Consider the following 18,561-nt stretch of genomic DNA (forward strand, 5'->3'; position numbering starts at 1 on the left):
CAAGCATCCCTGGACCAACGGCCAGGTCAAGCGCATGAACCGCACAATCAAGGACGCAACGGTCAAGCGCTTCCACTGCGACGACCACGATCAGCTCCGCCGCCATCTCGCGGACTTCATCGACGCCTGCAACTTCGCAGGGCGCTTGAAGACCCTTCGCGGCCTGACCCCCTATGGGTTCATCGTCAAAGGCTGGGCTTCACAGCCGGAAAGATCCACACTCGAACCAACCCATCAAATGCCGGGAATGAACACCTAGTTTCGGACGTGCTCTGCCTGCAAGCCATTTTGTACGGGCCGTGTTGCACGAATGGCCTGAGGCGGTTCATCTTGTGAATTCAGCGTGGCAGCTGGAGCAGCAGAGCGGACCGAGCCGAGCGCCCCGGAAGACGCAGAACTGGCCCAGCTACAGTGAGGCGCCCAATCGCCGGGGATCGCTGACGATCCGGTTCAACTCATGTCCACTTGATGGCGGACATCGTTTTCAATCCTGCTTGCCGATGTCGATACCTGGCACCGCAAGTCGCTGGTAAAGCGCGTTGGCTCGGGTCAAGTGATCTCGCATCGCGCGTTCTGCCGCATCGCTATCCCGGGCCTTGATCGCTGTCAGGATCGCCATGTGCTCGCTCAGCGTGACTTGCTCGGTGCCGGGGATGCGAACGAGTTCGCGGTAGAACTCGGCCAGCCAGCCCATCAACGTCTCGCTCAGGCTGGGGAAGATCGAGTTTCCCGTCATCCGCGCGATTTCGCGGTGAAAGCGCATGTCGCATTGCAAGAAGCGGGTGAAGTCGGGCAGGCTGGCCTGGTGTTCGGCGTGCCGCGCCTCGAGCGCTGCGATGTCATCTTCCGTCGCCCGTTCGACCGCCAGGCGGACCATCGTGACCTCGAACAAAAGCCGCGCCTCCTTGAGTTCCGCCAGGCCCTTTTCCGAGGACCGCAAAATGCCGCTGGTTGTGATCGACATCGTCTTCAGCAGGTTTGCGAAAGTAGGGGCCGCGACCCGCGCCCGCTCGCCCTGAACCAGCCGCAAAAGACCCATCCGCGCCATGTTCTGGAGGGCTTCGCGCACCGCCGGCCGCCCAACCCCATAGCGTTCCGACAGATCGCGTTCGGGGGGCAACTGGTCGCCGGGCAGCAGCCCGTCCTCTTCGATCATCCGGATCAGCCGATCCATCACCTCCTGGTAAAGGCGACGGCGTTCGATTGGTTCCTGCGCAATTCGGCTCATCTGCTGTGCCTTCCCATCGTACACCGCCAACAGCCCGACGCGGCTTCTGGAGGCGTTCCAATCCAGCCTCTAGCGCCAGGCATGACGCAAATCCATCCCTGAGCGGCCCGGCGTTCAACTGCCAATCGGCCGTATCGTCCTTTTCTGCAGGGCCTGCACCCGTTTCTCTCTGATCCCGTCGGCCAGCACCGCGAGGATGATTATGGCGCCCTGCATCATCGGTTGGAGGTAGAGGTTCACCCCGGTGAAAACGAGCCCAAGCTTGACCGTCTGGATCAGGGTCGCCCCGATCACCGCGCCAAAAGCCGATCCTACGCCGCCGAAAAGGCTGGCCCCACCCAGGACCGCTGCGGCGATCACGTCGAACTCGCGCCCTTCGCCAAAGCCTGCATCCAGCCGCCCGATCTGGGCGATCAGCACGAAACCCGAGATTGCCGCGCAGGCCGAGCAGATGATGTAGACCCGCGCCTCCACCCAACGCGTATTGACGCCCGCCTTGCGCGCCGCCTCGCGATCGTTGCCAAGCGCGTAGATCTGGCGGCCAAAAGTGGTATGCGCCAGGATCACGTGCGCAATCAGCGCAAGCGCTGCAAAGATCAGGATCGGAGTCGGGATGCCGGCGACCGACGACAGGCCGAAGGCACGAAAATCGTCCTTGAAGTCGAATGCTGTCGAACTGGTCAGCCAGGTGCCAAAGCCCCGGAACAGAAACAGCGTGGCCAGTGTCACGATGAACGGGATGACGCGCAACGCGACGATGAAGAACGCGTTGATCGCCCCCATGGCCAACCCCGCCCCGAGCGCCACCAGAAAGCCCACCGGCACCGACACGCCCAGATCACGCATCACAAAGCCAGCGATCAACGGGGCGAGGAACATCACCGACCCGACGGACAGATCGATGCCGCCGGTCAGCAAGACGAACGTCATGCCAAGGGCGGCAATCCCGATGAACGACGATTGCTTGACGATGTTGGCCAGGCTTTCCGGCATAAGGAACGATGGCGCCTGCAAGCCGTAGTACAAAAGCACGGCGCCAAAGATCACATACGTCGCATGGCGGATCGCCAGATCCAGCATGCGTTCGGGCAATGTCATGCTGCAGCCTCTCGGAAAGCAAGGGACAGGATACGTTCGCGGTCGAATTCGGTGCGGGTCACCTCGCCCATGACTTCGCCTCGGTTCATGACGACGATGCGGTCGGCCACGCCAAGAAGTTCGTCAAGTTCGGACGAGATCATCAGAACACCCCCGCCCTCGGCGGCAAGTCTGTCGATCAGCGTATAGATTTCGAACTTGGCGCCGACGTCCACACCGCGCGTCGGTTCGTCCAGAATGAACAGCCGCGGCGAGGTCATCTGCCACTTGCCGATCACCACCTTTTGCTGGTTGCCGCCCGACAGGGCCTTTACCGGCTGGGTTCGGATATCCCCGGCCTTGATCGTCAGATCGCTGCGCGTGGTTTCAGTGCGGGCGTCGATTGCGGCTCGGTCGATCAGTGCGAGAGGGCCACGGCCAAAGCTGCGGATCGAGACGAGGGCGAGATTGTCGGCGATTGGCGCGTCCATCATCAGACCCTCCTCGCGCCGGTTTTCGGTGACGAAAGCCATGCCAGCCTTGATCCGCGCGAAGGTACCTTCAGATACCGGGGCACCATCCAGCGCGATGCTGCCCGCGGCACAGGGGTCGAGCCCGAACAGAATGCGCGCGAGTTCGCTCCGCCCGGCACCCATGAGGCCGAAGAGGCCGACAACCTCACCCGCGTGGACGGCCAACGACACGTTTTCGATCACGCCCGGTTGTGACAGCCCCCCCGCCTCCAGGACCGTCCGGGTGCCCGACTTGCCGGTGCGTGGCGGAAAGAGGCCGCTCAGGTCGCGCCCGATCATTGACCGGATCATGCGCGGTACGGTGAAGTCGGCGGCCCGACCGCTGTCGACCAGCCGCCCGTCGCGCAGGACCGCGATGTCATCGGCCAGCCGCTTCACGTCGCCGAGGATATGCGAAATATAGATGATCGTGCGCCCATCCGCCCGAAGCGACGCGATGGTGTCAAAAAGCCGCGCCGTCTCGCGCGGGGTCAGCGATGTCGTCGGCTCGTCGAAGATGATCAGCCGCGCCTCATTGTGGAGCGCTTTGGCAATCTCGACCAGCTGACGCTCGCCCGGCGACAGATGGCCGACCGTGGTGTCGGGGTCGATTTCCAGCGCCAGCCGCTTCAGAATCTCGGTGGTGCGGGTGCGTATCCGCGGCCAGTCGATCAGCCCGAAGCGGCGCGGAAAACCGTCGATGTAAAGGTTTTCGGCCACCGACAGGTTGGTGAAAAGGTTCAGTTCCTGGTGGATGAACGCAATGCCGGCGCGTGCGGCATCCGCGGCCGATTGCGGTTGGTAGGGTGTGCCTTGCCATTGCATGTTGCCGGAACTGGGCTGAACCACGCCACCGATCATGTTCATCAGTGTGGACTTTCCAGCGCCGTTCTGGCCGATCAGACCGAGAAGTCGACCTTCGCTTACGTCCAGTGTCAGATCAGATACCGCCGGTACCCCGAACCAGCTCTTGCCCAATCCCTCAAGCGAAAGAAGCGCGCTCATCCTGTCCGCTCCCGCATGATCCGCGTCCGAAGGACATCCAGAAGGGCGGCCCCCAGGATCACCGCGCCTTTGACCATGTCGACCTGGAATGCCGACAGGTTCATCGCACTCAACGCACTGGAGAGTACGACGAAGAAGAACACCCCAAATATGGTCCAGATGATCTTCGCCTTGCCGCCGAAAAGGCTGGTGCCGCCGATGACCGCGGCCCCGATCACATCGAGAAGGAACGTGCCTTCGCCCAAGGTGGGGCGACCTGCCTCCAGCCGTGCCGAATAAAGAATGCCGCCGACGGCCGCACAAACCGCCGACAGCATGAAAACCAGCACGATCACCCGCCGGACAGGGACGCCCGAGATTTCGGCGGCCTTGCGGTTGATGCCTATCGCCAGGACGTAGCGGCCAAAGACCGTGCGGTTCAGCAAGACATGCGCCGAGATGGCCATCACCACGGCGATCACCATCGGGTAGGTGACCAGAGAGAAGACCTCTTTGCGTGGCAGTTGCGAGGTGTCCTTGGTGCCGAAATAGACAGAGATCAGATCACCCTTGCCCAATATGACAAAGTTCTCAGGCAATTGGGCGATATTCTCGGACTGGGTCAGGTAGATTGCTAGGGCGCTGATCGTGATCATCGTGACCAGCGTGACCATGAATGCCGGCATGTCCAGGATTGCGATAGCGAGCCCGTTGATCAGCCCGATCAGCGCGGCAAGGGCAATCATCACGACGATGGCGATCAGGACGCCGCCCGTCATCCCGGCAAGAGGACCGCCGTTTTCCGTCAGCAGGACACCCCAGAGTGGTGCCTTTGATAACACCACAGGGTCGGCGACCAGCGTGATCAGCGCCGCGCCGATCACCGATGTCACCGCGATGACCGACCCCTGGCTCAGGTCGATGCCGGCTATGGCCAGCACAAAGGTCTGCCCGATGGCCACGATCAAGAGCGGCCACATGTTCGACAACACGTTCACGATGTTGCCGGGCGCGATGAGCATCGGCAGGAACGGCGTCAGCACCGCCACAAAGGCAAGCGTCATGTAAAGCACGAAGTAGTCCGACAGGAACAAGTCGGCTGTCCGGTCGGACAGGCGCCGCGAAGGCGCTTCGGTTGCGGTCATGGGGCAGGTCCGGTGCCAAATGGAGGGAACCCGGCCAAAGAACCTTCGGCCGGGTCCGTAAGGGCGATCACTGGTCCAGGAAGCCTTCGGACAGAAGGACACAGCCCCACATGTCCATTTCCCGCTCGGCAAGGTTCGCCTGCGTGAGCGCGAAGCCCGGATCGGGGATCACCTCGTTCGGCTGGGCGTTGCCGTCCTCAATCGCCTTCAGGATGGCGTTCATCGCGGACTCTGCCTCGAAGTACAGGTCCTGCACCCCGGTGGCCGAGACGTAGCCTTCCTTGATCAACTTGCAGGCGGTCGCATCACCGTCAAGGCCGGCCAGCGGGATATGGCCCTCTTCCCCCGACTTGTTCCACATTCCGCGCGGTTCAAGCACCGAACGGATCGTCGGAAACAGGAAGTCGGACGACGTGAACATGAGGTCGATCTTGGGGTTGGCCGTGACCGCCGCCTCAAGGTTCGCAAGCGCAGTCGCCGCATCCCATTCCGAGGCGACCTCGATCACGTTGAAGCGGTCCTGGTGCTTGTTGATCGCGGCGTAGAAGCCATCCTTGCGGCCAACCGCGTTCGGATCGCCAAGGTCACCCACGACGATCACGGCGTTCAGTTTCGCATCTGCCGAAGCCTTGGCCAGCGCCTCCTCAACCACGAAGTCGGTGGCCGCTTCGGCGATGGTAGCGTTGTCGGCGACCACGATGATCCCCTTGGACAGATCGGTCGGCGGGCGGTTGAAGATGGCGATTGGTGTGTCAGCGGCCTGCGCCTCGTTCACGATGGTCACGGCACTTTCGCCGTCCTGCGGGATCACGATGATGCCATCGACGCCCTGGGCGATGCAGTCGCGCACCTGTTCCAGTTGCTTGTTGGCATCCTCATTGGCGTTCTTTTCGATCACCGTATGACCGGCCTCGGTCAGTGTGGTGGTGATCGCCTTGTGCCCCGCGACCCAGAACTCCGTTTCCAGATCCTGGAACGCAAAACAGATGTTCGCGGCCTGTGCGCCGGAACCGTAGCTTGCTCCGGCGGCCATAAGGGCCAGTGTCGCAGTGGTCTTCAGCAGCTTCATGGTGTCCTCCCTCAGGTGTGCTGAACGTCGTTGGTCAGGCCGGTTGTGCGGAACGCACCCCCGGGTCGTATCGGGCCACCCCGTCGCGCATTCGCACGAAAAGGTCTTCCGGGCCCATCTGGCCGCCCTTGACGATCCAGTCGGTCTGGGCGGCAGGTTCTTTGAAATGCGCCGAAAGCAGCGGGACGGCAGGCACGATTTCTCCCTGCGCCGTCAGTGCAACCGCTCCAAACGCGCGGGTGGCAAAGCCGGAGGTATCGCCGCCCGCGACAGCAAAACGCTTGGCTGCGCGGCGGGCGGAAAGACGGGACAGGACGGTGCCCAGCCCGGCGCCCAGCACCTCGGCCCCGTCGCGGTCGGACTGGCCTGCGGCTTGTCGCGCCGTGCGGGTGGCCGAGATGGAGGGATCGTCCGGCCCTTGTGCAGAGGCAAGGATCGGGCTTTTGCCGCCTGCCAGCGCCATCAACGCCGCGGCCTCCAGCCGCGCGCATTCGGCGGTCCATGCGGCTGGATCGACGGTCTTGGTCGCGTCCACGGAGATAACGGCAAAGCCTTGCGACACAGCCGCCCTGATCTGCGCGGCAGTGTCGGGCGAGCAGGAACCGGAAGCGACAGCGATTCGGTCGGCCCCGCCGGCAGGACGCGGCGCTGGCAACGTGTGACCGTCCGCCACGGTCGCCGCGACGATTGCGTCCTCGACCCCCTGCGAGCCGACCACAAAGACCTGCCGCAGCGCGGCCTCGGCACGGATCAGGTGCCCGGCAGCGATCAGGGATGCCTGGTCCAGCAAATCGACCAGGATCAGCCGCGCGCCCCTTGCCCGTTCGCGGGCCAGTGCGACCGCGGCCGCATCGTGTTGCAAGTCGATGATATCGATCAGCCCCCGGGGCAGGTCCGTCTGCCGTGCCAGATGCAGGCGGACGTCCGCCTCGTCCATCGGGGTCACCGGGTGGCGCGACATCGTCGGATGCCGGTCGAGCCGCGCGATCCCGCCCGAATGCCTGGCGAAGAGCGTGCCGAACGTCTGCCAGCGCCCGATCCTCGGGGCTGCGACCAGAACCGGAGCCCAGGGGTCGTCTCCCAACCCGATTTCTGCCGCGCGCCCGATCGAGCCAATCTGGGGTGAGCTGTCGAGTGTCGAGCACATCTTGTAGTGCACGATCCCGGCGCCGGTCGCCCGGAGCGCCGCAAAGATGGCGGGCAGATGGGCGTCCATCCAGTCCGGCGATCGTGTCCGCGCGTCGCCTGCGATGCCGATACAGCGGGCATCCGCAAAGCGCCCGGTCATTTCCCGCGTCGGAGGTTCAAGAAACAGAACTGACGGAAAACCGGAAAACTCCAGCACCTCCATCACTGCGGCAGCGCCGGTGAAGTCGTCGCCGTACCACGCCAGCATTGGGGGCGCATTGCGGGTCATGACCCGTACCGTTTCAGTGCCGCGGCCAGTGCGCGGCTTTCGCGGGCGGCCTGCTCCATCGGGATGCCAGCCATTGCGGCGTCCCAGGCATCGCGGATCGACTGCACGCCACCGGTCGGCCCCTCCGGATGCCCCATGATTCCGCCGCCGGCGGCGTAGATCAGATCGGCCCGACCCAGCGCCGCCCAGGTCGCATGAGCCTGACGGGCTGACTGACCTGACGAAAAGACCGGCATCGCCACTGCCGGATGCGCCGATGACAACGGCGCCAGAACAGCGCGCGCCGATGCGATGACGCTGTCGTCGGCCTCGCAGAATTTGTTGGCGATCCCGTTGACGTGCAGATGATCCGCCCCGGCCAGCCGCCAGAAGACCGACCAAGCGCGGTAATCGAACCCAAGAGCCGGGTGACGCGACAGATACCCCCATCCATTGCGGTGCGCGTGGATCGGCAGCTGGCTGTGGCGGCGCAGCGCCAGCATCCCGGTAAGCCCGACAGAATTGAGGCTCGCCATCACGCAGGTGCCGCCGAGCCCGGCAACCAGGTCGTGGCGCGCCCGCATTTCGTCGACTTCCCCGGTCAGGTTGAAGGCGTACATGACGCGCTTGCCGGTTCGGTCAGCATGGGCGTTGATGACGGCCATCACGGCGCGGGCGCGGTCGGCAAATGGGCAGGATGGCCCATCCGCCTGCAGCTCGTCATCCTTGATGAAGTCGATGCCGGCTGCACACAACTCCGCCACCAAAGCCGCAGTTTCGGCCGCGGTAAGCCCGACCGATGGCTTTACGATGGTGCCGATCAAAGGGCCCGCCTTCACCCCCGCCATGCCCCGTGTGCCTTCGACACCGAAGGCCGGACCGGGGCAGGAGGCCATGAACGTATCAGGCAGTCGAAGGTCGGTCAGACGCAGGCCGGAGAACCACTGGAGTTCAAAGAGGTTCCCCGCCACCGTCGCCATCAGGTTCGGCAGGCTTAGGCCCATGTTGCCCATCGGCCAGGACAGCGTGACCCGCGCTTGGCGATGGGCACCATCGGGCCGACCTGCACCCGGCAGCGATGGCCCTGCAACTGGCCCCAAGTCCTCGATCTGCTCCACCCGCGCCGCCGCGCGTGCTTTCAGCTCTGGCGTCTCGCCCGGCAGCGCTATGAACGTGCCGGACGATTGCTCACCCGCCATCGCCTCGGCGGCTTGATCGGGCGGAAAAGCGGTCTCGATCAGGTAGTCGGCCTCGATCCGGTCAGTCATGTAACCGCCCCGCCGTCAAGGACGACCGACTGACCAGATTTCGACGACTGGATTGCCGCAAGCGTGACCGCCAGCGTCCGCAGATTGTCGGCGCCCGAAGGCTGAGCCTGCGCCAGCCCGCGCATGACGTCGCGCGCATGGGTCTGGAACGCGATGACCGACTCCTGCACCAGATGCCACGGTTTTTCCCCCCACCCCGGCACGACAGGCTCCGTGTCCGTTTCGACCACCTGGCCATCCTTGTGCAGCCGCATCCGGTAGCCTTCGAGGAGCTCGATCGACCCCAGCGGCCCTTCGGCCACGGCAAGTGTCTGGACGAACGGATCGGGCGCGTAGTGGCTGAAGAAACTGCACTCCACGCTGGTGACAGCGCCTGAGGCGTGGCGCAGCGTCGCCAAAAAAGCATCCTGTCCCTTGACCCGGGGGTTGAGCCGTTGCGTCTGACAGTGGACGCGGGTGACATCGCCCATCAGAAACCGGGCCATATCGAACAGGTGCAGGCCCACATCGGTCAGTGCCAGATCATCGATCCCGGCCAGATAGGGTTGGTTGGCATAGATGTCGAAGGCGTGCCGGAAGCTGAGCCGCAGGAACGTCGGGGCGCCGATCACGCCTGACGACAATGCCGCCCCCAGCGCGCGGTAGGGCGCTTGCCAGCGGAAGTTCTCATGCACCAGCAAAGGAATGCCAGCGTTGTCGCAGGCCTCGACCATGGCCTGGCCATCCGCCATCGTCTCGGCAAAGGGTTTCTGGCAGATCACCGCGCGGCTGTGGCGGGCGGCCAGCTCGACCAAAGCGCGGTGCGAGGACACTGTGGTGACGATGTCGGCAAAGTCGGGTTTCACGGCGGCAAGCATGGTCGTGGCGTCGGTATAGGGTTCGGCACCGAAAGCGTCGGCGAAGCTCTGCGCCTTGGCGGGATCGGTGTCGCAGACCGCGGCGATCTGCACGCCTTCGATGTCAGCCCACGCCTGCATGTGGTTTCGCGCAAAGAACCCGCAGCCAATGAGCGCGCCACGCAGTGTCATGGCGAAGCCTCGATCACGAGTGCGCTGTCCGCAGCAAGCCTGCCACCGGGCGCATTTGGCCAAGCGATGTCGGATGGTCCGATGGCCGCCGCGAGAGTAACGCCATTGCCGCTGAGCGCGCGCAGCGGACCATCCTGCGTCCAATCGACCGACTGTCCGGCAAGCCGCGCAGCCGCACGGATGACCGCGCCGAGCGGCGTCCCTGCAGCGCCCAAAGGCCCGTCCTGCATGGCCAGCGCAAGGCTGTCGACCCCCGCCCTCGCCGCCGCAACCAGAACGCCAAGCGCATAGGCCGCGGCAAAGTCGCCGGCCTGCCGGGGATCATCCATCGCCATCGGCATCAGAACGCGGTCGGGGTTTGCCAGAACGCTACGCCCATAGGGGTTGGACCGCATTCCGATGGAAAAAAGCCCCAGATGCATTGACTTGCCGGGCGCGATGGCCGCAGCGGTGGCAAAGATCGCGGGCAATGCCTCCAGCGTTTCGCGCACCGAAAGATCGTCGGCGGCATGGACGATGGCGGTATTGCCGAAGGTTACGAAATCGACGGAAGGGTCGGGGCGACAGCGGTTGAACTCGGTGAAGTTTGTCAGGCTGCCGCTGCCGACCGGAACCCCTGGAAAAGCCTCGCGCAAAGGGGCGACGGCATGGCGCGGCGCAGGACCGGTGGGCCAGGGTCCTTCGGGTTGATGGCTTGCCAGATAGGCCGCCGGAAGTGCGACGATGCGGCTGGGTCGCAGTCCCGCTTCACTCAGGCGGCCGATCTGGCGATCGAGGTCCGAAAGATCACTGAATACGATCTCAACCGCGATGTCGTCGCGGGCACTCAGCGCCGCAAGATCCGCACCAGGTGTCTGCGCATCGACGCGCAGCAGTACCGGTACACCCGGGAAGCTCTGCAGTGCGGCCGTAGTGGACAAGCCGGGCTGATGCGCCAACAACACCTGCGGCAGACGGATCGTTCCGGATGCCGGAACCCCGGCACCAGCGACTGCCGGAGCATCGGCTTCAAGCCGCAAAACGATCTCTTGCCGGATCACCTCGCCCGCCGCGACTGTAAACGGGCGCGGCAGCCCAAGCGGGCGGCAGTAGGTCTTGAAGGACGCGTCCGACCAGTTGCGCTGATCCTCCATCTCGAACACCTCGCCGGAAAACTCCAGCGCGACCGACAAGGGGCCGACCTTGTGCGACAGCCCGGCAATGTCGCGCGCCGGCTGGCCCGGTGACACCAGCGCCGGGAAGAGGGTTTGGGTCTCATGCCCGTCGGGATGCCTGATGGTCAGCATTTGACCGGCCACCCCGTCAATCGGATGCAGAACCGTGAAACCGGCGCGGTTGACGACGGTTGATTTGTCAAAGGTCAAGGTGATGGACAGGCAGAGCACCGTGTCGCCTTCCAGCGTCGTGCGGAACGTGCCGTGGAACAGCCCCGATCGTTCGGCAAACCGGCGGGTATAGGCGTGGGGTGCGATCTCTTCGTCCACCGTCACAACCGGCAAGGTGCCCCAGTCGGCGTCCCGAACCGGATAGCTGACCCGGCGCACCACTTCGTGGCCCGCAAAGCAGACGGCGCGCAGGTCGCCCTCCACGATACGCGCGGCCAACCGGCCCGCCCTGAGCTCAGCGTCATCCCCCGGCATGGCAGGCTCAACGCTTGCCGTGGACGATCAGCTCGGACGCCTCGCGCACGACCTTCGGTGACAACGCCTCGCGCCAGTTCGGCTGCATGATCCGCGCCTTGCCGAACTCCAAGAGCCGCAGAGCAGCATCGGACGGCACTTTCGGCGAATAGCCGAACCACATCGCGATCTCGACGTTCAGGTGGCCGATCAGGAAATCCTTCGCCGCCTCGCGCGGGATGCCGTAGCGGTTGGCGCATTCGTCCACCGCCTCGGCCATTATGTCGATCATGCACATGGCCAGCATCTCGGACAGGCCAGGTTCAAGGATCGCCAGCTGTTCAACCGTCACGCGGTGCGTCTTGGTCACCGGGGACCACATCGCCTCGCAGATTTCCACCCCGATGGCATAGTGAGCCTCGGGGCCTTGCATCAACGCGCAGACGATGGCCTGTGGCGCGACGCCGCCGTGATAATCGGTGCGCTCGGCCCCCTTAGTCGTGGTGCTGTACAGAGGCGGATGGCAGGGGTGACCGACGAAATAGGTCAGATCGGGCCGGTCCTTTGGCAGCACGTCGGCATAAGGCGCCGCCGCATCAAGGATCAGCAACATCGTACCCGGCGCCAGATGATGGGCGATTTCGCCCGCGACCTTGCCGATTACGTTGTCGGGCAGGGCCAGCACGACGACTTCGGCTCCTTTAAGGCCCGTCGTGGTATCGACCGACTTGATTCCCGCCTCCGCCAGTCGTGCGCGACCGACATCGCCGATCTCGACTGCGCGCAGGTCGTAGCCTGCATCGAAGAGCTTCTTGGTGACGCGGAACCCCATCTTTCCGCCTGCGCCAAGCACAGCGACCGAACGTGCCATATTCCCCCCTTTTCGCCGGACCTCGACAGCTTCGTGTCGTTGGGCGAATCCGTTGCGCGATGTTACTTGGTTAGTTAGTATACCAAAATACCAACGTGTCAGCCCCCTTTTTCACACTGCCTTCAGCAATCGAAAGACCGCTATGGCCGAGACCCGAACTATATCGATCTCGACCGTTGTTCTTGACGGGCACGAGTTCGGTCGCGGTCTTGAGTTGCTGGCGATAGCTGGCTCGCGCGCAGTCGAGCCCGCGTTCATCGAAGGCTACACGCCGTTTGACGAGGCGACCTTCACAGAGAAAGGCGGCCTTCGGCTTGGACAGCAGATTCGGGATGCCGGGCTGACCATCCGCGCAATGTCCCTGCATACCGACCTTGGCCGAGAGGACAGCGCGGCCAAGCTGATGCGCCGACTGGACTTCGCCGCTGCCGCAGGTGCGCATATCGTGATTACCAACGCGACGACTAAAGATCGTATCGTCGCGTTTGAACGGACGATCGCTTTGATCCAGCCTGAGCTTTCTATACGAGAGATGGTCCTCGCGCTGGAGAATCCTGGCCATGGGCGGGACGCTTTGCTGCCCAATGGCACGAGTGGCGCTGCGGTCGTCGCCGGGCTGAACGACCCACACATTCGGATGAATTACGATATCGGCAATGCCACGAGCTACGGTTCCCTGACCGCCAACGCCGCTGCCGATCTGGCAGAAGCCCTGCCGGTCGTCGCGCACCTGCATCTGAAGGATTTCCGCAGCGTTGGCGCCGATTGGCTGTTCTGCCCGCTCGGTCAGGGGAGCATCGGTTATGGTACTGCAATCCCGCTCGACCGCCTGCCCGCCGACCTGCCGCTGGGGATCGAGCACCCGATCAGATTGTGGCGTCCCGGTCGGGGGGATCCGGTCCGCCGCAATGAGGTACCGGATGAGGCCAGTGTGATTGCGGCGGTCAAGACGGCGCTGGAGTTCGTTCGCGGTGCCGTCGGATGCTGTGACCAGAATGAACCTGCTGTCTGAGGAAGCCGCTCTGCCGCATGGATCCCTGCAGCTCGACCCGCTGGTCATACCCGCCTGGGGCCGTTCGGCTGTCCTTGATCACGACGATGCGGGCCCGTGCACGGAAGTCCGACCTCGAGCATGGTCGTTCCATTGATTAGAGGCCCAGTCCGGCCTTGAAGCTGGCGAATTCGCTGTCGGCCATCGCGACATTGTGCTGCTGTTCCGGGTAGGCGCCGGTGTTCACGTCGGCGATGAACTCACGGAAAGCAGCGATGCGTTCCTGCTGGAGGCGGGCGTATTCGGCGGCGAAGTTGCGGTAGGTCTTGGCGTGGCGGGGCTTGTGGCCGTCGGTGCAGCCGAGAACGTCTTCGGCGAAGAGGTACTGCGCGTCGGCACCGGGGCCTGCGCCCATGCCGAGCATGATCAGGGGCGTGTTGCGGCTGATGAATTCGCCGAGTTTGTCGGGGACGACTTCGAGTTCCGCGCCGAACGCGCCGATGGATTCGAGCTTCTTCACATGGTCCCAGACGGCCCGGGCCTCGGTCGCGGTTTTGCCGACGGCGCGCCAGTTGGTCCAGGTGACGATGTTCGGGTTCATGCCGACGTGGGCGACGATGGGAACGTGGTTGTCGCAGAGCGTTTTCTGGATGTCGAAGGATGCTGCGCAGTAGAAGCTGTCACCGCCCATTTTGGTGAATTGGAACGCCGCGCGCAGGTAGTCTTCTGCGGTGACCAGCGTTCCGTACTGGCCGAAGGGCAGGCCGACCTGGACGAAGCAGTTGCCCGCGGCTTCGCGCATGGCGGGGCTGAAGAAGCGGGATTCGATGGAGAGCATGTGGATGCCTGCGGCGTCTGCCGCCGCGGCCTCGTCCAGCGAGGTGACGTAGAGCATGCTGATCTTCTCGCCCCGGGTCTTCATGGCGCGGATGTCGGCGACAGAGGGGCGGGTGTTCTTGTGGACCATGGTTATACCGTGAATGCGTTGCGGAAGGCCTGAAGGGCCACTTCGGGGTCGCCCTCGGCGTTGCTTTCAAGGCCTACTGGACCGGAATATCCCATGGCTTTCAGGGCTTTGGCGATTGCAGGATAGTTCATCTCGCCGGTGCCGGGCTCGTTGCGGCCCGGATTGTCGGCGACCTGAACCTCGCCGATCCACGGCAGGCATTTCTGGCACCAGCGGATCACATCGCCCTCGCCGATCTGGGTGTGATAGAGGTCGAGGTTCATCCGCAACTGAGGCCGGTTGACCGAGGAAACGAGCGTCAGAACGTCGGCGGTCGTGTTGAACGGGCAGCCGGGGTGCTCCATCAGATTGAGGTTTTCAAGCGTGTAGGTGACGCCCAGTTCCTCCGCCAGGTCGCAGATGCGGTTCAGGGTGTCGCGGGCCTTGAGCCACATCGGCCCGGTGACCTTGTCGTGCTGCCAGACCGGGATGCCCCCGTCGCCGAGGCCGGTGCCGTGGAGGTTGAGGCGATGGACGCCAAGGCGCTTGCCGACAGCGGCGGTTTCGCGGGCGGATTTCAGCAGCATGTCGGCGCCTTCGTCATCGGCGAGGCGGCCTTGAAGGTAGCCGTTCATGATGGTGAAGGTGGCGCCTGTGCGTTCCAGCGCGGCGATGTCGTGCGCGGGCCAGTTCCAGAGGCCGACGCCGAAGCCCAGTTCCTTGAGGCGGGAGGCGCGCCAGTCTATCGGGCGGTCGCGCCAGAGCATTTCGGCGCAGGCGGCGAGTTGGAATGTCATCTCAGATCTCGATCCAGACATGCCCGTCGTCGATTTTGACGGGGAAGGTTTTCAGGTTGATGCAGGCAGGGGCGCGGGTCGCCTCGCCGGTGCGGTAGTCAAAATGGGCGTTGTGTTTCGGGCATTCGACGATGCCGTCCATGACGAGACCGTCGCACAGGTGGACATGTTCGTGGCTGCAGATGCCGTCCATTGCGAAGAATTCGTCCTCCTCGCTGCGGACAATGACGAAGGTACGGGAGCCGTGGTCGAAACGGATCAGGTCGTCAGGATCTACGGCGTCGGTGGCGCAGGCGCGGGTCCAGGTCGGCATGGGATTGCTCAGGTCCGGTCGGAGTGGATGGCCACGTGGCTTTCGATCTCGGCCTCCAGCTCTGCCATGGCCTCGCCGCCGGCCATGAGGTCGGTGATCTCTTCCCGCGACTTCTCACCCTTGCGGAAGTCGGCGGCCTTGGCGCCGCGGATCAGGACGGCGAAGTGGTCGCCGACGGTCAGGGCGTGGGTGACCTGGTGGGTGATGAAGATGACGGCAACACCGCGTCTTTTGGCCTGTAGGACGATGCGGAGGACGTGGGCGGCCTCTTTCACCCCGAGCGCGGCGGTCGGTTCGTCGAGGATCAGGACGCGGGCGCCGAAGTGGACGGCGCGGGCGATGGCGAGCGCCTGACGCTCGCCCCCCGAAAGGCCGCCCACCAGGCGGTCGCCGTCATCAATGCGGGTGATGCCGAATTCGCGGACCGATCTGACGGCGATTTCGTTGGCTGTCTTGCGGTCGTAGACCTTGAAGGGGCCAGCCCATTTTGTCGGCTCCCGCCCGACAAAGAAGCTGCGGCCGATGGACATCAGGGGGAAGGTGCCGCCGAACTGGTGGACGGTGGCGATGCCATGGTCCGACGCGGCGCGGGGGTTCGGGAAGAGGACCGGCTTGCCATCCATCAGCACCTCGCCCGAGCTGGGCTTGTGGACACCGGAAAGGATGCGGATCACCGTCGATTTGCCCGCGCCGTTGTCACCCAGCAGGCAGAGAACCTGACCGGCATGAACCTCGAGGTTGATGTCGTGGAGGACGTCGATGGGGCCGAAGCTCTTGTTGACGCCGCGCATGGAGAGGATCGGTTCGGCCATCACTTGGTCCCCTTCTTCTTGCCTGAGTAGGACAGGGCCGTCTTGCGGAAGGTGTTGTTCATCAGGACCGCCAGCAGCAGGAGGACGCCGATGATGAGGGACGACCAGTTGCGGTCGAAATCGGTGTAGTAGATGCCTTGGGTCACGACGGCGAAGGTGATCGTGCCGAGGAAGATGCCGATGATCGACCCGAAACCGCCGGTCAGCAGAACGCCACCAACAACAACCGAAATGATCGAGTTGAAGATGAAGCTTTGCCCGCCCGCAACTTGAGCCGAGTTGTAGAGCATGGCCTGGCACATCCCGACGAAGGCGGCAGAGGTGGCGGAGAGGACGAAGAGAAGGATGGTCATGCGTTCGGTCGGAATCCCGGCGTTGCGGGCCGAGACCTTGTCGCCACCCATGGCGAAGATCCAGTTACCGAACCGAGAGAAGTGGACGAAGTAGATGTAAGCCCCGGTGGCGAGGAACCACCAGAGGACCATGACCTGCAGCTGCCCGCCCAGGATGAAATCGCCGAACATCGCTTTGGCCGGGCCTTCGGTGGTCAATGCTACGCTTGTCGATTTGGTGATCAGAACCGTCAGGCCGAGGACGACGCCCTGCACGGCGAAAAGGCTGCCCAGCGTCACGATCAGCGACGGTACCACGGTCCGCACCACCATGATGCCGTTGATCAGCCCGACAATGACACCAAAGCCAAGGGCAGCCGCGATGCCAAGCCAGATCGAGAGGCCGTAATGGCCGGAGATCACCGCCACGGTCATGGCGCCGAACGGCACCATCGCGCCGACCGAGATATCAAGCTCGCCCGCGATCATCAGAAGGCCGACGGGAATGGCGATGAGGCCGAGGTTGGCGGCCACGTTCAGCCAACTGGACATGCCTGCGGGCTTCAGGAACGTCACCCCGCCGAAGAAGCCGAAGAAGATCAGAACGGCGAGAAGGCCAAGGAGAGCCCCGGATTCCGGTCGGCGCAGCAGGCCACCTAGCGAGGAAGTGCTGTTCATGGGCTATCCCTGATTTGAGGGTGTCCGAAGATGCGGCGGCGGTCAGAGTAAGCCAGAAAGTCCGGCCCGCGCGACAAGGTCGACGCGGGCCGGATGTCGGGTCAGCGGGCGCCTTTTTCCACACCGGCCAGCGTGGCATCGATGTTGGACGCATCGACGATGCCGGGGCCGGTCAGCACCGGATAGGTCGGCAGCGAGGTACCGAAGTCGATGGCCGAGGCGAGAAGGCTGACCGACAGATAGCCCTGCAGGTAGGGCTGCTGGTCGATGGCGAACATCTGGGTGCCGCCCTTGACACGATCGAGCCCAGCCTGGTTCAGGTCGAACGTGCCAAGCATGGTCTTGCCGGTCATGCCAGCCTGTTCGATGCCGATCGCGGCACTGTCGGCATCGCCTGCGCTGATGGTGATGACGCCGTCGATGGTGTCGTCTTTCAGAAGCTCGGCCTTGATCGCCTCGGCCACTGCCGTTGCATCGCCAAAGCTGGTCGAAGGCAGCGGCAGCTGCGCGCCCTTGCCGCCCTTGGCGGTGATGCCGTCGATCACGCCCTTGCAGCGGGCCTCGATATTGGCGGTGCCGGGCAGGGTGTTGATGCACAGAACGTTCTTCTGGCCATGGTCACCGAAGTATTCGCCGCCAGCGACACCGGCCACGTATTCGTCGGAGCCGACATAGTTGATGGCGCCCAGTTCCTTGGCCTTTTCGGCCCCGCCCGCGTTCATCAGGATCACCTTGATCCCGGCAGCCATGGCATCCTTGATCGCCGGATCTTCGGCTTCCGGCACCCAGTTCGGGATGACGATGCCGTCGACTTCCATGGAAATCGCCGTGCGGATCAGTTGTACCACGTCAGGGGCGAAGTTGTCGTAGTTCACCAGTCGCAGATAGGTCACCTTGCCGCCGTTAGCCTCGACCGCCGGGGTGGCATCGTCGATGCCCTTCTTGATGATGTTCCAGAAGGCGTCGTCGTTTGAGCCGCCGATCACGGCGATTTCTGCCGACATTGCCGCTGATCCGGCGACCACCAGAGCAGTTGTCGCAACTGCCTTGGCAAAGGTCTTCATGAAGCTCATCTCTTGTTTCCTCCCTTGATCCGTCAGTCCCGACGGGTTGCTGTTGCCGTGAAGTTAATGCCCTGGCCCCACCTCCTCGCGGGGACAGAACCGTTTCGTGCAGGGGTCAGTTGCCGACCTCCTTGGCATTCATCCGCGCTTTCTTCTTCTCGAACCGCGCCTGCATCCGTGCATCGCCGTCTTTCGAGCCGTCATGGAAACAGCCGAACCACTTGTCCAAGGGGATCAACCCGTCGCCGCCATAGTTCACCTCGAAGTACTTGTGGTGCAGGTAGTGGGCATAGGCGTGGCTGTTGAGGGCGGCGTCTTCGGTGATCTCCAGCCTGTCGAAGCCGATGTGGCCATTCACCGCGCCAAAGCCCGCCAAGTGCAGTTGGAACATCGCCAGCATCGGATTTGATGGCAGGATCAGGTGCCAGAAG

The 18,561-nt window shown here is 63.8% G+C and carries 17 protein-coding genes and 2 pseudogenes; 2 read left to right on the forward strand and 17 right to left on the reverse strand.

Annotated features, from left to right (window positions below):
- Positions 1-259, forward strand: a pseudogene (locus tag ACRCSW_RS15035) (IS481 family transposase); the annotation flags it as partial.
- A gap of 225 nt (positions 260-484) precedes the next feature.
- Here the strand turns inward: ACRCSW_RS15035 and nanR are convergent.
- The 10 genes from nanR to ACRCSW_RS15085 form a co-directional block, all read right to left on the reverse strand.
- Positions 485-1,228 carry a transcriptional regulator NanR gene (gene nanR, locus ACRCSW_RS15040; RefSeq protein WP_438706370.1) on the reverse strand — a complete coding sequence of 248 codons (744 nt, stop codon included), beginning with the start codon at positions 1,226-1,228 and terminating at the stop codon, positions 485-487.
- A 114-nt stretch (positions 1,229-1,342) separates the two neighbouring features.
- Positions 1,343-2,326 (reverse strand): ABC transporter permease, encoded by a 984-nt coding sequence (locus ACRCSW_RS15045; RefSeq protein WP_438706372.1) that lies wholly within the window; start codon positions 2,324-2,326, stop codon positions 1,343-1,345.
- Complete coding sequence (locus tag ACRCSW_RS15050) at positions 2,323-3,822, reverse strand: sugar ABC transporter ATP-binding protein (RefSeq protein ID WP_438706374.1); 1,500 nt, start codon at positions 3,820-3,822, stop codon at positions 2,323-2,325. Before ACRCSW_RS15050 ends, ACRCSW_RS15045 begins: the two co-directional genes overlap by 4 nt.
- A complete protein-coding gene (locus tag ACRCSW_RS15055; RefSeq protein ID WP_438706375.1) occupies positions 3,819-4,946 on the reverse strand; it encodes an ABC transporter permease in 1,128 nt (375 codons plus the stop codon). Before ACRCSW_RS15055 ends, ACRCSW_RS15050 begins: the two co-directional genes overlap by 4 nt.
- A 67-nt stretch (positions 4,947-5,013) precedes the next feature.
- A complete protein-coding gene (locus ACRCSW_RS15060; RefSeq protein WP_438706377.1) occupies positions 5,014-6,015 on the reverse strand; it encodes a sugar ABC transporter substrate-binding protein in 1,002 nt (333 codons plus the stop codon).
- Between the two features lie 34 nt (positions 6,016-6,049).
- The gene (locus tag ACRCSW_RS15065; RefSeq protein WP_438706379.1) at positions 6,050-7,432 is read right to left on the reverse strand and encodes a four-carbon acid sugar kinase family protein; all 1,383 of its coding nucleotides are present in this window, start codon (positions 7,430-7,432) and stop codon (positions 6,050-6,052) included.
- Positions 7,429-8,679: a ribulose-bisphosphate carboxylase large subunit family protein gene (locus ACRCSW_RS15070; RefSeq protein WP_438706381.1), complete on the reverse strand. Its 1,251-nt coding sequence runs from the start codon at positions 8,677-8,679 to the stop codon at positions 7,429-7,431. Before ACRCSW_RS15070 ends, ACRCSW_RS15065 begins: the two co-directional genes overlap by 4 nt.
- Positions 8,676-9,707: a Gfo/Idh/MocA family protein gene (locus ACRCSW_RS15075; protein ID WP_438706382.1), complete on the reverse strand. Its 1,032-nt coding sequence runs from the start codon at positions 9,705-9,707 to the stop codon at positions 8,676-8,678. The genes ACRCSW_RS15070 and ACRCSW_RS15075 overlap by 4 nt, the downstream gene beginning before the upstream one ends.
- Positions 9,704-11,347: a hypothetical protein gene (locus ACRCSW_RS15080; RefSeq protein ID WP_438706384.1), complete on the reverse strand. Its 1,644-nt coding sequence runs from the start codon at positions 11,345-11,347 to the stop codon at positions 9,704-9,706. The genes ACRCSW_RS15075 and ACRCSW_RS15080 overlap by 4 nt, the downstream gene beginning before the upstream one ends.
- A 7-nt stretch (positions 11,348-11,354) precedes the next feature.
- Complete coding sequence (locus ACRCSW_RS15085; RefSeq protein WP_438706385.1) at positions 11,355-12,197, reverse strand: phosphogluconate dehydrogenase C-terminal domain-containing protein; 843 nt, start codon at positions 12,195-12,197, stop codon at positions 11,355-11,357.
- A gap of 142 nt (positions 12,198-12,339) precedes the next feature.
- Here ACRCSW_RS15085 and ACRCSW_RS15090 point away from each other — a divergent pair, with 142 nt between their 5' ends.
- Positions 12,340-13,209 (forward strand): sugar phosphate isomerase/epimerase family protein, encoded by an 870-nt coding sequence (locus ACRCSW_RS15090; protein WP_438706387.1) that lies wholly within the window; start codon positions 12,340-12,342, stop codon positions 13,207-13,209.
- A gap of 136 nt (positions 13,210-13,345) precedes the next feature.
- On the opposite strand, the gene ACRCSW_RS15095 is transcribed toward ACRCSW_RS15090, so the two are convergent.
- From ACRCSW_RS15095 to ACRCSW_RS15125, 7 genes and pseudogenes are all read right to left on the reverse strand, one after another.
- On the reverse strand, positions 13,346-14,155 hold the full coding sequence (locus tag ACRCSW_RS15095; protein WP_438706389.1) for a 3-methyl-2-oxobutanoate hydroxymethyltransferase: 810 nt from the start codon (positions 14,153-14,155) through the stop codon (positions 13,346-13,348).
- A gap of 2 nt (positions 14,156-14,157) precedes the next feature.
- Complete coding sequence (locus ACRCSW_RS15100) at positions 14,158-14,931, reverse strand: TIM barrel protein (protein ID WP_438706391.1); 774 nt, start codon at positions 14,929-14,931, stop codon at positions 14,158-14,160.
- Between the two features lies 1 nt (position 14,932).
- Positions 14,933-15,244, reverse strand: a complete 312-nt coding sequence (locus ACRCSW_RS15105; protein WP_438706393.1) for a MocE family 2Fe-2S type ferredoxin — start codon at positions 15,242-15,244, stop codon at positions 14,933-14,935.
- A gap of 8 nt (positions 15,245-15,252) precedes the next feature.
- Complete coding sequence (locus ACRCSW_RS15110; protein WP_438706395.1) at positions 15,253-16,056, reverse strand: ATP-binding cassette domain-containing protein; 804 nt, start codon at positions 16,054-16,056, stop codon at positions 15,253-15,255.
- A complete protein-coding gene (locus tag ACRCSW_RS15115) occupies positions 16,056-17,066 on the reverse strand; it encodes an ABC transporter permease (RefSeq protein ID WP_438706396.1) in 1,011 nt (336 codons plus the stop codon). Before ACRCSW_RS15115 ends, ACRCSW_RS15110 begins: the two co-directional genes overlap by 1 nt.
- 101 nt (positions 17,067-17,167) lie before the next feature.
- Positions 17,168-18,139 carry a sugar ABC transporter substrate-binding protein gene (locus ACRCSW_RS15120; RefSeq protein ID WP_438706397.1) on the reverse strand — a complete coding sequence of 324 codons (972 nt, stop codon included), beginning with the start codon at positions 18,137-18,139 and terminating at the stop codon, positions 17,168-17,170.
- A 106-nt stretch (positions 18,140-18,245) separates the two neighbouring features.
- A pseudogene (locus ACRCSW_RS15125) lies at positions 18,246-18,561 on the reverse strand (sterol desaturase family protein); the annotation flags it as partial.

It is taken from the genome of Tabrizicola sp. (assembly GCF_051645465.1).
In the GTDB taxonomy this organism is placed as follows: Bacteria; Pseudomonadota; Alphaproteobacteria; order Rhodobacterales; family Rhodobacteraceae; genus Tabrizicola.

Coding starts and splice junctions, on each gene's coding strand:
- nanR (WP_438706370.1), bottom strand. CDS start 1,228: ATGAGCCGAATTGCGCAGGAACCAATCGAACGCCGTCGCCTTTACCAG.
- ACRCSW_RS15045 (WP_438706372.1), bottom strand. CDS start 2,326: ATGACATTGCCCGAACGCATGCTGGATCTGGCGATCCGCCATGCGACG.
- ACRCSW_RS15050 (WP_438706374.1), bottom strand. CDS start 3,822: ATGAGCGCGCTTCTTTCGCTTGAGGGATTGGGCAAGAGCTGGTTCGGG.
- ACRCSW_RS15055 (WP_438706375.1), bottom strand. CDS start 4,946: ATGACCGCAACCGAAGCGCCTTCGCGGCGCCTGTCCGACCGGACAGCC.
- ACRCSW_RS15060 (WP_438706377.1), bottom strand. CDS start 6,015: ATGAAGCTGCTGAAGACCACTGCGACACTGGCCCTTATGGCCGCCGGA.
- ACRCSW_RS15065 (WP_438706379.1), bottom strand. CDS start 7,432: ATGACCCGCAATGCGCCCCCAATGCTGGCGTGGTACGGCGACGACTTC.
- ACRCSW_RS15070 (WP_438706381.1), bottom strand. CDS start 8,679: ATGACTGACCGGATCGAGGCCGACTACCTGATCGAGACCGCTTTTCCG.
- ACRCSW_RS15075 (WP_438706382.1), bottom strand. CDS start 9,707: ATGACACTGCGTGGCGCGCTCATTGGCTGCGGGTTCTTTGCGCGAAAC.
- ACRCSW_RS15080 (WP_438706384.1), bottom strand. CDS start 11,347: ATGCCGGGGGATGACGCTGAGCTCAGGGCGGGCCGGTTGGCCGCGCGT.
- ACRCSW_RS15085 (WP_438706385.1), bottom strand. CDS start 12,197: ATGGCACGTTCGGTCGCTGTGCTTGGCGCAGGCGGAAAGATGGGGTTC.
- ACRCSW_RS15090 (WP_438706387.1), top strand. CDS start 12,340: ATGGCCGAGACCCGAACTATATCGATCTCGACCGTTGTTCTTGACGGG.
- ACRCSW_RS15095 (WP_438706389.1), bottom strand. CDS start 14,155: ATGGTCCACAAGAACACCCGCCCCTCTGTCGCCGACATCCGCGCCATG.
- ACRCSW_RS15100 (WP_438706391.1), bottom strand. CDS start 14,931: ATGACATTCCAACTCGCCGCCTGCGCCGAAATGCTCTGGCGCGACCGC.
- ACRCSW_RS15105 (WP_438706393.1), bottom strand. CDS start 15,244: ATGCCGACCTGGACCCGCGCCTGCGCCACCGACGCCGTAGATCCTGAC.
- ACRCSW_RS15110 (WP_438706395.1), bottom strand. CDS start 16,056: ATGGCCGAACCGATCCTCTCCATGCGCGGCGTCAACAAGAGCTTCGGC.
- ACRCSW_RS15115 (WP_438706396.1), bottom strand. CDS start 17,066: ATGAACAGCACTTCCTCGCTAGGTGGCCTGCTGCGCCGACCGGAATCC.
- ACRCSW_RS15120 (WP_438706397.1), bottom strand. CDS start 18,139: ATGAGCTTCATGAAGACCTTTGCCAAGGCAGTTGCGACAACTGCTCTG.